This is a genomic window from Gilliamella intestini (assembly GCF_900094935.1).
Lineage (GTDB): Bacteria > Pseudomonadota > Gammaproteobacteria > Enterobacterales > Orbaceae > Gilliamella > Gilliamella intestini.
Genome location: NZ_FMBA01000014.1, coordinates 44,287 through 57,481 on the forward strand (window position 1 = coordinate 44,287; position 13,195 = coordinate 57,481).

Below are 13,195 nucleotides of genomic sequence, written 5' to 3' on the forward strand. Positions count from 1 at the left end.
GATAGCTTTTCCAATAATCATTCCTGCACTTGATTTAATCGATGGTTCCGTTGTGCGATTACATCAAGGCGATTATGAGCAAAAACGTGATTATGGCAACGATCCACTTTTACGCTTACGGGATTATGAAAAACAAGGTGCTAAACTATTACATCTTGTTGATTTAACCGGTGCGAAAGATCCTCAAAAACGGCAAATTTCGCTAATACAAACTCTGATTAATGGTGTGCAAATACCAGTTCAAGTTGGTGGAGGAATTCGTACTGAAAAAGATATACAATCATTGCTATCTGCCGGCGCTGCTCGCATAGTAATTGGTTCGACAGCTATTAAGCAACCCGAATTGGTCAAACAGTGGTTTTCAAAATATGGCGCAGAAAGGCTAGTATTGGCTCTTGATGTCCGCATTGACAATCAAGGAAATAAATATGTCGCTATTCATGGGTGGCAAGAAGATTCCTGTCAAACACTAGAACAAGTGATTGATGATTACCTTCCTTATGGCTTAAGGCATGTATTGTGTACAGATATTTCTAAAGATGGCACACTCAGTGGCTCAAACGTTAAGTTGTATCAGCAAATCAGTCGTAAATACCCACAGATTGCATTTCAAGCGTCTGGCGGAATTGGTCAATTGAGTGATGTCAAAGCACTGAAAGACAGTGGTGTTAAAGGTGTCATTGTTGGCCGTGCTTTACTTGAAGAAAAATTTACAGTTCAGGAGGCAATTTCATGTTGGCCAAAAGAATAATTCCCTGTTTAGATGTTCGCGATGGACAAGTGGTTAAAGGTGTACAATTTCGTAATCATGAAATTATTGGAGACATAGTCCCCTTAGTAAAAAGATATGCTGATGAAGGCGCAGATGAGCTCGTTTTTTATGATATCACCGCTTCGTCAGATGGCCGTGTTGTCGATAAAAGTTGGATCGCAAAAGTTGCCGAAGTGATTGATATCCCTTTTTGTGTTGCTGGTGGTATTAAAACGGTTGAAGATGCAGGTCAAATATTAACCTTTGGAGCTGATAAAATTTCGATTAATTCCCCTGCCCTTGCTGATCCTAGTTTAATTACACGGCTTGCAGATCGTTACGGAGTACAGTGCATTGTAGTTGGCATTGATAGCTGGTATGACAAACAGTCAAACAATTATCATGTTTATCAATTTACTGGTGACGAAAAACGTACCGTTGCCACAAAATGGAACACTCTCGACTGGGTACAGGAGGTACAAAAACGTGGTGCAGGTGAAATTGTTCTTAATATGATGAACCAAGACGGCGTTCGTAATGGATATGATATTATTCAACTAAACGCCGTTCGAGAAGTATGCAACGTGCCACTAATTGCTTCAGGCGGTGCTGGTACTATTGAGCATTTTTTACAGGCATTTAATGAAGCACAAGTTGATGGAGCATTAGCTGCCTCAGTTTTTCATAAACAAATTATTAATATTGGTGAACTTAAACAATATTTGGCACAGCATGGAGTAAATATTCGATTATGTTAACGCAAAATTGCAATACCCAATTAGATTTACAACAACTCAATTGGCAAAAAGTGGATAATTTAATGCCGGTCATTATTCAGCATTATGTTTCGGGCGATGTGTTAATGCTTGGCTATATGAATCAAGAAGCGTTAGCACAAACACAAAATAGCGGCAAAGTCACTTTTTATTCACGAACCAAACAGCGCCTTTGGACAAAGGGTGAAACTTCTGGCAATTTTCTTAATGTTGTGAGTATTTCAACGGATTGTGATAATGATACGTTATTGATTTTAGTTGATCCAGTTGGCCCAACTTGTCATACCGGCTCAACAAGTTGTTTTGCTTCGACTAAAACCCAATGGGGATTTTTGTTTGAATTAGAACAGATAATTGCAGGGCGCAAAAATGCCGATCCTAAATCATCATATACCGCAAAACTGTATCATGACGGAACTAAGCGCATAGCCCAAAAAGTGGGAGAAGAAGGCGTTGAAACAGCCCTTGCTGCAACAGTTCATGACAGAGAGGAACTAAAAAATGAATCTGCCGATTTAATTTATCATTTATTAGTTTTACTCCAAGACCAGAATTTGTCTTTACAAGATGTCATTGGTATTTTAAAAGCAAGACATAAATAGTTATAATCCATCCAAAGTGCGAGTATGTCGCACTTTGTTTCAATGTTTCAATATTTCAATGTTTCAATTTTTTATTCTCATAAAAAGATAGAATAAATTAGTAAACGGGTAATTTTACCCCGTTAAACATCGTTAATACTTCGGAATTGTTTTCACATAACATAAGTTTATCTACAGCTTGTCGATTCAAATGAGGCGAAAACTGACTGATAAAATCATACATATAACTGCGTAAATATAATGAGCGAGGAAAAACGATATAAGTCGTGCTGTAAGGAAAAATATGCCCAGCATTAAGTACAACTAAATCGTCATCTGAAGTATTGATCACCGCCATTTTTGCAACAATACCAACGCCAACGCCTAATTTAACATAAGTTTTAATTAACTCAGCATCCGTTGTGCTAAAAACAATATTAGGCGATTGGTTAGCACGCAAGAAAGCTTGATTTAAATCTGAACCATCATTAGAAAAATCATAACTAACTAACGGATGTTTTGAAAGCTCTTCAATCGAAATTAATTTACTTTTGGCAAGCGGATGATCTTTCATCACTATCACAGCTTGGTTCCAGTGATAACAAGGTAAGGCAATCATATCATCACTAAGCTGTGAGATATCGGTCACAATAGCAAATTCAGCCAGACCTGCTTGAGTTTGTAAAATACATTGAGTGGATGATCCTTGCTCCATATGCAATGTGATACTTGGATATTGCTGCATAAACTGTTGAATCACAATTGGCAAGGAATAACGTGCTTGAGTATAGGTAGTGGTAATCGTTAATGAGCCTTGATTTGGTTGGCTAAACTCTTTGGCGATAATCTTAATATCATTGGACTTATTGAGGATCTCTCGAGCAATAGCAATGATTTTTTCACCAACAGGTGTGATTTGAGAAAGATGTTTACCTGTTCGAGTAAAAATTTGCACACCAAGTTCATCTTCTAATAGCTTTATTTGTTTGCTAATACCGGGTTGAGAGGTATACAGTTTATCGGATGTCAGCGATACATTAAGATCATTATTTGCGACCTCAACAATATAGCGTAATTGTTGCAATTTCATAACACTCAAACGCTCCTTTAACTGTATACTTTTCTCCCTTTTAATAATGCTTCAAAAGGGAGAATTTAGAAAGTAAGTTTTTTACACATCAGCACAAAAACAATTGTTTTTATACTCAAACGCATACTTTCCTGAAAGTTTTTAACAAAATTTAAAGGTTCTTACTTATTTTTTACCATTAACCCATTTGCCATCCACATATTGCATAATCCAACCTGTCGATTTTCCATTAACTTCAGAAGTGACATATTGTTGTTTATTTTTACGACTAAAACGAACAATAGAAGGATTGCCTTGAGGATCTTTATTTGGAGCTTCGGTTAAGTAAATAAACTTTTCTGGTAAGCGATCTTTAAAACGTTGTAACTCTTCAATCAAAGGGGCACGTGTTTCCCTTGATTTTGGAAAGTTATGCGCAGCTAAAAAGATTCCTGAAGCACCATCACGTAACACAAAATGCGCATCGGATTTACTACATTGAAGTTCCGGTAAATCAACAGGATCTTCTTTCGGTGGTGCAACTTCACCATTTTTTAGAATTTTACGTGTATTTTTACAATCAGGATTAGTACAGCCCATATATAGACCAAATCGCCCTGATTTTAAATGCATTTCTGAACCACATTTTTCGCATTCAATAATTGGTCCTTCGTAACTTTTAACCTTAAAGTTACCTTTTTCGACAATAAAACCATCACAAATCGGGTTATTGCCACAGATATGTAGTTTTCGTTCATTATCAAGTAGATAACTATCCATCGCCGTGTGACATTTTGGGCAACGTTTGCGTGCTCTTAAAGCATCAGTTTCTGCTGTTTCAGCTTCTTCTAGAATATTTAATGTTTCGTGCTCAGGAATTAAGTTAATGGTCTGTTTACAACGCTCCTTAGGTGGCAACGCATAGCCTGAACAAGCTAAAAATACACCGGTACCGGCAGTTTTAATACCCATTTCACGCCCACAATTTGGACATTTAATTTCAGGTGTTAGCACTAATGGATTAAGCTGCATTCCTCCTTTATCTGGCGCTTGTTCAGCAACCTCAAGATGCTGACTAAAGTCGCTGAAAAACTGATCAAGTACTTCCCGCCATTCTTGTTTTTTATGAGCAATTTCATCCAGAGCATGTTCCATACGTGCTGTAAAATCATAACTCATTAGATCATTGAAATTTTCACTAAGCCTATCGGTAACAATTTCACCAATTTTTTCAGCATAAAACCGACGATTATCTAAACGCACATAACCACGATCTTGAATTGTCGAAATAATGGTTGCATAAGTTGATGGTCGCCCAATTTCTCGCTTTTCAAGCTCTTTAACAAGAGATGCTTCGTTATATCTTGCTGGTGGTTTGGTAAAATGTTGATTTGGATTTAAGTTTATAAAATCAAGCTTATCGTTTATTGATAGTGATGGTAATATTTTATCTTCATTATTTTTGGCTAGTTGTGGCTGCACTTTAGTCCAACCATCAAAACGCAATGTCCGACCTTTGGCTTTTAAAGTAAAATCACCTGAATTAACCGTAATTGTTGTTGAGTTATATTCAGCCGATGTCATTTGGCAAGCTACAAATTGGCGCCAAATTAGTTGGTACAATTTAGCGGCATCAGCTTCAACATCACTAAGATTATCAGCTAAGATAGTAACATCTGATGGGCGAATCGCTTCATGCGCTTCTTGGGAGTTCTTTTTACTGCTGTATACATTAGCCGATTTTGGTAGATATTTATCGCCAAAATTTTTACCGATATAATCACGTACCATCACTAGCGCATCCTGACTTAAATTGGTCGAGTCAGTACGCATATAGGTAATGTAACCTGCTTCATATAATCTTTGAGCCAACATCATGGTTTTTTTAACACCAAAACCAAGACGTGTACTTGCAGCCTGCTGTAAAGTTGAGGTAATAAAAGGTGCCGTTGGATTACTCTTAGTTGGCTTTTCTTCAATATTAGTTACTTGATATTGGTTTTTACTAAGTTCAGCTAATGCAATATCAATGGCAACTTTATCTTTAGGTTCGAATGCTTCATTTTTATAATGAGTAACTTGTAAACTTAATGGCTCATTTTTAGCCGTGTTCAAATCAGCAAACAGATCCCAGTACTCTTCAGGAATGAAAGCATGAATTTCGCGTTCACGCTCAACAACAAGGCGTACAGCAACAGATTGTACACGGCCAGCGGATAATCCTCTAGCAACCTTTTTCCAAAGTAATGGCGATAACATAAAGCCAACAACCCGATCCATAAATCGACGTGCTTGCTGTGCATTAACCCGATCCATATCCAGCATTGATGGCTGATTAAACGCATTTTTGATTGCGGTTTTGGTAATTTCGTTAAATACCACACGGCGGTATTTACTATCATCGCCCCCAATGACATCTTTAAGGTGCCAAGCAATAGCCTCTCCTTCTCTATCCAAGTCAGTTGCGAGATAAATCATGTCAGCGTCTTTTGCTAGTTTTTTAAGTTCAGATACAACCCGCTCTTTACCGGGTAGAATTTCATAATGAGCTTTCCAACCGTTATATGGATCGACGCTCATTCGATCAACCAATACCTGTTTTTCTGATCGTTTAACTTTTTTCTCAGCCTTATCTTTTTTGTCTTTTGTTGATTTTTCAGCTCGTTGGCTGCTACCACTCACAGGTAGATCGCGAATATGACCTACACTTGATTTAACCACGAAATCTTTGCCAAGATATTTATTGATCGTTTTTGCTTTGGCTGGTGATTCCACAATAACAAGGGATTTTCCCATAATTAAACCTATTTATCCTGTAATTTACGTTATTTACTGTTTTGCTCTACATCAAGCATTGACAGCAAATCATCTTTAATTGTTGATACTTTTGTTGCATACTGCTCTTTCTGCTCAGCATCTTCAATTAGCTGTGTAATTGTTTGTGACAACGTGCATCCACGGCGTTTAGCTAAATTAGCCAATCGTTGCCAGACTAAAAATTCCAAATCAATGGATTTTTTCCGAGTATATTGTTGTTCTGCATTAAAATGGCGCTTTCGCCTTGCCCGAATAGTTTGCTTCAGGCGATTATCTAAGTCAGGGTTTAAATGCTGTTTTATCCAATCAACAACACCAGTTGGGTTATGTTCTAACAACAATAACTCATTGACCGCATGTTGCGCAGCGCTTTTTTCAATATAGCGTGTAATTAACTCGCCTTCTAAGTGCCTTTTAACTAGATAGTTCCATTTCCAACCGCATTCAAGGTTTTCTAGCTGTTGATATTTCATCCGTTCATCTTGTGACGCTGTAACTAAATAGCTATTTGTAGCATAATCTGCTCACACAATAAAGAAAATTATTGCGTTTGACAAATTTTTTATAAATCTGTTATCGTGAGCCTTTCATTTTGCTCTTTTTATTTAAGGAACCCTACATAATGGCTAAAGCTGATGTTATTTATATTAATGGCTATATTTACACCGCAGATAAGCAAGACAGCGTGTGTGAAGCTATCGCAATTGAAAATGGCTATATTATTGCAACAGGCTCCACGCAAGAAATAAATAACAGTCACTATATTGATAATCATACAATAATTTATGATTTGCAAGGCAAAACAATGATGCCTGGCATTATTGATTCACATTTACACACCTTTTGGGGTGGCATGCAATTATCATCATGTAATTTAAATTACCAAAGTTTAACTATTGATGAGACTTTAGCCATTATACAACAATATTTAGATAAAGATTCTATAAGCGATAATAATCATTGGCTACAAATCCGTGGTTGGTTACGCCAAGAAGTGTTACCAATTGGTACAGATATTACTCGTTTTGATCTTGATAAACTCAATACAAAACGCCCTGTTATTTTGTTTTCAAATGATTGCCATACTTTGGTTGCTAACAGTATAGCATTAGAGAAATTTGGTTTAGATAGAAACACTCCAGAACCATCGGATGGTAAAATTGGTCGTACTGATGACGGCGAATTAAATGGTATATTAGAAGATGCCCCTGCCATGCGTGCTTTTGATAGTATTTCTAAACTAACAGATGAACAAGCACTTAATATTGCTAAATTATCGCAAGCAGAATTAAATAAACAAGGCGTTACTGCTGTTATGGATGCTCGAATTACTGAAACCCAAGCCGATGCCTTTTTAAGACTACAGCAACAAGATGGGCTTTCTATCCGTCTGTTCGGCGCTCGGGAATTGCCACCTGATGATGTGTCATCAATCGCCGATATTCCAAATGTCATTGAGAAAGTAAAGCAGTTTGCTGCTCGTTATGATGATAAAAACTGGCAACCTAAACCAGGGATTAAAATTTCGCATACTAAGTTGTTTGTTGACGGTGTAATGCAAGCTCCATTAATGACTGCTAGGCTATTAAAACCTTATTTGCTAGAAAATGAAAAAGATCGTTATGGTGATCTTTATTATTCTACCGAAATGCTAGATGCTTTAATTCTTGAGTCATCTCGATCTGGATTCCATCCACATATGCATACAGTAGGCGAAGGTGCGATTGAAGTTGTTTTAAATGCCATTGAAAAAATGCGTAAAGCATTGCCTGATGCAGATATTCGTCCAAGTACTGCCCATAATGAGCTTAGTGCGTCACATCAATTTGCTAGATATCAGCAATTGAATACTTGTGTAGTCTTTTCGTTCCAATGGGCTGGCTGTAGCTCGGCGATGATCGAACAGTATAAAACGTTATTTGGCCCTGATCGTTATAATGGTTTAGAAGCTCACGGACAATATATAAATGCAGGTGTAACTTGCGCATTTGGAAGTGATTGGCCAATTGATCCTTTAAACGAATGGTATGATTTCCAAATTGCTATGACTCGACAAATTGATGCTGATCATCCACGATTAGACAGCGATCGTAATTTAACTATTACCGAAGTATTACGTAGTGCCACTATCAATGCTGCATATGTATTAAATCAAGATGAATATATTGGTTCAATTGAAAAAGGTAAATTTGCTGATTTAATTATTTTAGATCGCAACCCATTTACTATTCCAACAACCGATATTCAAAATGTGAAAGTACTAACCACTATCGTTGGCGGAAAAACAGTTTATCAACAATAGTGCAAAATGCACAGTTAACTTTTACGTTTTTAACGCTGTAAATCACTACACTGGCAACTATCGCCAGTGTAGTTACCTGTTATCATTCAACTTCCGTATTTACTTCGCTCTCAACAGCTGTTTTTTTAGTGAAATGTAAAATAGCTGCGATAATAAACGCACCTATAAACATATCAATGACATACCACATTGCACCTTTAGTGACTCCACCTAATGCCACTAAACCACCAAATGCGACAAGCGAATCTATGCCATTTATCATGCCTAACAGACCTGCAACCGCTGTACCAACAACAATTGCAATGATAACGCGTTTAGGATCTTTGGCGGCAAAAGGAATAGCACCTTCGGTTATCCCGGCTAACGATAAGAAAAAAGCTGTTATTCCAAACTCTTTTTCTTCTTTAGTATATTTTGAACGTGAAATAATCAATGATGACACCGCTAAACCTAATGGTGGAATAGCGCAGCACATACGAAACACGCCATTTGGACCATAAACCCCCTCAGCCATTGCTGCTAAGGTAAATGCAGTCGCCGCTTTACTACATGGACCTCCCATATCAAGCGCCGCTAATACTCCGATTCCAATACCTAAAAATGCGGCATTCACCTCTGACATCCCTTTTAAAGTAGCGACCATAACTTTAACAAACCAATCGAGAGGATAAGATAATCCATAAATATAAAGTGGTGCCATCACTAATATCGTCACCGTAGGGATGAGCATCACTGGCATAATCGAGGCAATTACCGGATGGACTTTAATCGTTTTCAACCATTTCACGAAATAGCCGATTAAAATACCAAAAATCATTGCACCAATAAACCCTGTACTGACTTGATTAACACCAATTGGATTATTCACTACATATCCCATAATAAATGCTGGCGCTAAAGCCGCATTTCCTCCAATGGAATAAGCCATGTAGGCCGCTAGTACGGGAACCATCATGGCAAAACCATATAGTGCAACCTGTTTTAAATCGACAAAAAATTGATTGCTTGGTAAGATATCGTCATTAGTAACATCGCCTGTCATTAACACAATTGAAAAAAGTATTCCTGATGCGATGATAACTGGTAAAAATTTACTAATACCTGTATTTAACGCTCTAAATATTTCTTTGCCTATACTATCTTTAACTTCTTTGGTTGATATTTGATCCGCATTATTAAAAATTGTAACGGTATTTTTTACAGCTTCACCAGTACTAACTTTAATAATATTTTTATAAGGTTCCAGTCTATCAGCATTTTCGATTGAAATATCAGTAGCTAATACAATAACATCCGCTGTTTTAAGATCTTGCTCCGTTAATGGGTTATCAATTCCAGCAGCGCCTTGCGTTTCAACCTTATAATCCCACCCTCTTTTTTTGGCTTCATTTTCAATTTTTTGCTTAGCAATATATGTATGCGCCATGCCTGCGGTACACGCGCAAATCGCAACAATTTTTTTTCTACTCATATAAACCTCTAATCTTGTTTGCCACAGATTGAATATCGCTTTTGAGCAAATCTTCGACAAAATCATCATTAGCTAAATTCGATGCTAATTTAGCAATAATGGATAAATGCTCTTTATTGGCATGCTCTGGTGCACCAATTAAAATAACTAATTTAACTTTATTACCATTATTCCAAACTATGCCATCAATACATTTACCGACAACAATAAATGGTGTATTAACTGCGGTACTTTTAGCATGAGGCAATGCAATATCTGGCAACACATCTGTTTCCATTTCTTGCTCATGAGCCATCACATCTTCAAAAAAACTTTTAACATCTATTAAATAAGGTTGGCTAGTTTCAGCCATTAAATTAATGATGGATGATTTCAGATTCGTAACTTCACTGGTTAAATCAACCGATAAAACAGGGATTGACTGCATAAATAGATCCTCTTTATTTATGATAACTGCCCAAGATAAATTAATTTTCATGTCTTTGCATTTAATGTACAACAATTGATTTATGCTGACATTTATTTTGTCTGACAAATAATAGATTTGGATCACAAATATGAAAATTAAAATGCATAATGTGTTTTTTCCAAAATCGTTTTATGCGGTTTAACTGTAATAAAATTTAAAAAATCATTTAAGTTTCTATTTTATATCATTTAAATTGCTAAATATTTTTTGGCTATGTCATATCTCAATTTAAAGTTCGTATCACTCTTATCATTTTTTTAATCTTTAGACGGTATAGAATCCTGAATATTTTTTACAAAAATTTAACCTAAAAAGCGAGCAGTGTGATCCTCACCAATATATTAGACAATGCTCACCTTTATCATTTTTTTATTTGAAAATTTAGCCATTCCAAATATGATATAAAAAATAACGATATAGATTGAAAATAATGAATAAATTTTTAATACTGATAACAAGCCTATTAATAATTTTCTCTTGTAAAGCACAAGATGAGATAACCAATATTTCTAAGTCATGTAATGATTTAAAATTTCGAAATCTAATTTATTATCAAATGTGTTTAGATTGGAATTTAAGTGCAGACAATATCCTGGAAATTATTCAAAATAAGCACGAAGAGTACTTACCCAATGATGTTGATTTTGGACATTTTTATGGTTTTACCCCTGATGGTATCTATATTAAAGCTGAATTAACAAAAAATAATAAACTTTATGATGTTCTGTTAGGCTCAGAATCTTGGTTTTTACTTACCGAAAAGCATACCGATAAATCACAGCTTTTTTCTTGTCGAGATCCTAAAATTTCACAATACTTTATCGGTGACTTTGTCACCGAGGCATTAGTCGAACAACATCCTGAGTTAGAAGAACGGTACAAACAACATGATCAAACAGCAATTAACACTATTTTGCAATATCAACCTACTACCTTAAAAGATTTTAATGGGCATTATTTCTCCACTAATTTAACACTTACTATTAGTGATACTAAGATTAAACTTAATACGCTTGATTATGATTTACCACTATTTCTAAAAGAGGATGATAGTATTCGAGTTTATCAAGGATTAGCAAAAGAACAAACGCAAGGCAATTTTATCTTTACCCTGTTTATTAAGGATAAAAGATATTATTTTCAATCACCGGACATTATGGATAATAAAATCATTGAAGTTCATAAAAGAGATTAAAAAATGATAAAAATCATTATTATACATACCTTACCGTTTACTTAGGATGGTTTAAAAAATTTTTATTCTTATCACGAAAATAAGGATACTTATAAAACAAATGCCCATTTTTTGGAAAATTAAAATGAGAATATTATTACTAATTCTATGGTCTTTGGCTAACCTATCATGCAGTCAAAAAATAGAAAATCAACAAGCAGTTACTCAAACCGCCCCACAACAAGAGTTTGAACCAACGGTGTATCAACTTATTAACTTTTTTAATAAAAAGGATTTTGAAGGAATTAACCAATATATTCATAAAGATATAGGACTTTTCATTGTATATAATGCGAGTACCAGCCCAACAATGAGAAGAATTGAAGAATTGAAGAATTGAAGAATTGAAGAATTGAACAATTTAAAATCTAATAATAAAATAATTGAAAATACTATACCGTCTTGGATAGAAGATGAATTGCTAGGGGTTTCAATATCTGGCAATCCTAAAATACAATATGAACAATATCCTACATTTAATCCATGTAGTGAAAAAGTCACTAAACTAGGTCTGTATGCCAATCCAAAAGAAAAAAATATTGAGGCTTTAAAAATAGCGCTTGATTATTATCATTGGGAATTAAAACACTATCAATTTGAAAAAAGCCCTATTTGGGAGAAGTACCAATCCATTGCCGATAAAATAGCCTCTAAAACAGTTAAAGTTGTATATATAGAAAACTTTCCAGGTATATTACCGAATGATGAAAAAAATATTTTCATATTTTATCTTACACAACTGGATAATAAATGGTATTTAACCATTCTAGATTTTTATACTATGGATTGCAGCGCATAAAAAAGTATTCTGACAATATAAATTTATTAACAATGAAGAAAGAAAAAAATATACTCAATGGATCAAAGAATTTATAGAATATGATAAAAAATGTCCTAACCGATAGCTATATGAAAAATAAAATAATCTATATTTTTATTATTGTTTTACTATCTAGTTGTAGCAATGAACAATTAAATAAAAAAAATGTGGAAGTTAGTTCCTTCAATGAAAAAAAGAATATTCATGAAACGGCTAAAACTATGTCACCCATCATAAAAGCTGATTTCGAAAGTACTTATATTTTGGATACTTTTGATATTTTTTCTCATAAGATAATTTTGCAATCTGATGTTTTTTTAGATCAACTAAATATCTATGAAAGAGTTTTTGAAATCTCTCTGATAAATAAATCGGATTTTGCTATTGTCGAAATACAAAACAGAATAGGCGTAAGCACCTATCAACTATTTATTCGAGAAAGAAATAAGAAATTGGAAATTTTCAAACAAACTGGTTGGGATAGTATAGTTTTTACAATAGAAACAGCAAAAGATGATTATACTGCTGAAAGAGCAAATTTGATCTGCTTAAGTCAAGATATAAAACCAATAAATGGTATCATAAAAATCCCTGATGATTTAAATTTTACCAATGAAAATACAAAAGACTGCTTTGCCTGCCCACAACAATATACTACTGAAGAATGTTTACAAAAAAAACAATCGGGTAAAAAATTTAGTTGGAAAAAATAACAGGAAAGAGATATCACATATATCTAATCCATTTGATGAATTAAAAGAGAAACATTGGAATGGCAACACATTTTCAAACAAAAAAATTAAGGGGTAAGTGTTTTTTAAATTCAACGGGAGGCAAGTAGCCTAACGAAGAATGTAATCGTTTATGATTATACCAATAAGCATAAGCCGAAAAAGCGCGTTGTA

General features: G+C 34.9%; 14 protein-coding genes. 8 read left to right on the forward strand and 6 right to left on the reverse strand.

The genetic code is table 11. The features are described from left to right. The first annotated feature begins 13 nt into the window (after positions 1-13). From hisA to hisIE, 3 genes are read left to right on the forward strand one after another with little or no spacing between them, the layout of a single operon-like run. A complete protein-coding gene (gene hisA, locus GA0061080_RS05385) occupies positions 14-751 on the forward strand; it encodes a 1-(5-phosphoribosyl)-5-[(5-phosphoribosylamino)methylideneamino]imidazole-4-carboxamide isomerase (RefSeq protein ID WP_091122309.1) in 738 nt (245 codons plus the stop codon). Next, complete coding sequence (gene hisF, locus GA0061080_RS05390) at positions 733-1,509, forward strand: imidazole glycerol phosphate synthase subunit HisF (protein WP_091122273.1); 777 nt, start codon at positions 733-735, stop codon at positions 1,507-1,509. Before hisA ends, hisF begins: the two co-directional genes overlap by 19 nt. Further along, positions 1,503-2,129: a bifunctional phosphoribosyl-AMP cyclohydrolase/phosphoribosyl-ATP diphosphatase HisIE gene (hisIE, locus tag GA0061080_RS05395; protein ID WP_091122276.1), complete on the forward strand. Its 627-nt coding sequence runs from the start codon at positions 1,503-1,505 to the stop codon at positions 2,127-2,129. Before hisF ends, hisIE begins: the two co-directional genes overlap by 7 nt. Positions 2,130-2,226: 97 nt before the next feature. Here hisIE and cysB read toward each other — a convergent pair whose 3' ends face one another. The 3 genes from cysB to matP form a co-directional block, all read right to left on the reverse strand. After that, a complete protein-coding gene (gene cysB, locus GA0061080_RS05400; RefSeq protein ID WP_091122279.1) occupies positions 2,227-3,198 on the reverse strand; it encodes an HTH-type transcriptional regulator CysB in 972 nt (323 codons plus the stop codon). A 165-nt stretch (positions 3,199-3,363) separates the two neighbouring features. Continuing rightward, positions 3,364-5,973 (reverse strand): type I DNA topoisomerase, encoded by a 2,610-nt coding sequence (gene topA, locus GA0061080_RS05405; protein WP_091122281.1) that lies wholly within the window; start codon positions 5,971-5,973, stop codon positions 3,364-3,366. A 29-nt stretch (positions 5,974-6,002) separates the two neighbouring features. Next, positions 6,003-6,467, reverse strand: a complete 465-nt coding sequence (gene matP / locus GA0061080_RS05410; RefSeq protein ID WP_091122283.1) for a macrodomain Ter protein MatP — start codon at positions 6,465-6,467, stop codon at positions 6,003-6,005. 149 nt (positions 6,468-6,616) lie between these two features. Between matP and GA0061080_RS05415 the strand changes: the two genes are divergently transcribed. Continuing rightward, positions 6,617-8,296 (forward strand): amidohydrolase, encoded by a 1,680-nt coding sequence (locus GA0061080_RS05415; protein ID WP_091122285.1) that lies wholly within the window; start codon positions 6,617-6,619, stop codon positions 8,294-8,296. Between the two features lie 82 nt (positions 8,297-8,378). Here GA0061080_RS05415 and GA0061080_RS05420 read toward each other — a convergent pair whose 3' ends face one another. Beyond that, a complete protein-coding gene (locus GA0061080_RS05420; RefSeq protein ID WP_091122288.1) occupies positions 8,379-9,767 on the reverse strand; it encodes a PTS fructose transporter subunit IIC in 1,389 nt (462 codons plus the stop codon). Next, positions 9,760-10,194, reverse strand: a complete 435-nt coding sequence (locus GA0061080_RS05425) for a PTS sugar transporter subunit IIA (RefSeq protein WP_167349188.1) — start codon at positions 10,192-10,194, stop codon at positions 9,760-9,762. The genes GA0061080_RS05420 and GA0061080_RS05425 overlap by 8 nt, the downstream gene beginning before the upstream one ends. A gap of 472 nt (positions 10,195-10,666) precedes the next feature. On the opposite strand from GA0061080_RS05425, the gene GA0061080_RS05430 reads away from it, so the two are divergent. From GA0061080_RS05430 to GA0061080_RS05445, 4 genes are all read left to right on the forward strand, one after another. Further along, positions 10,667-11,431, forward strand: coding sequence for a hypothetical protein (locus tag GA0061080_RS05430; RefSeq protein WP_091122292.1), 765 nt, complete (start codon positions 10,667-10,669; stop codon positions 11,429-11,431). 124 nt (positions 11,432-11,555) lie between these two features. Beyond that, the gene (locus GA0061080_RS05435) at positions 11,556-11,810 is read left to right on the forward strand and encodes a hypothetical protein (protein ID WP_091122295.1); all 255 of its coding nucleotides are present in this window, start codon (positions 11,556-11,558) and stop codon (positions 11,808-11,810) included. 12 nt (positions 11,811-11,822) lie between these two features. Then, a complete protein-coding gene (locus GA0061080_RS05440) occupies positions 11,823-12,269 on the forward strand; it encodes a hypothetical protein (protein WP_065635762.1) in 447 nt (148 codons plus the stop codon). A gap of 110 nt (positions 12,270-12,379) precedes the next feature. After that, positions 12,380-13,003: a hypothetical protein gene (locus GA0061080_RS05445; RefSeq protein WP_141683092.1), complete on the forward strand. Its 624-nt coding sequence runs from the start codon at positions 12,380-12,382 to the stop codon at positions 13,001-13,003. A gap of 73 nt (positions 13,004-13,076) precedes the next feature. Here GA0061080_RS05445 and GA0061080_RS13110 read toward each other — a convergent pair. Beyond that, on the reverse strand, positions 13,077-13,195 hold a 119-nt coding region (locus GA0061080_RS13110; protein ID WP_141683093.1), incomplete at its 5' end, for an integrase core domain-containing protein.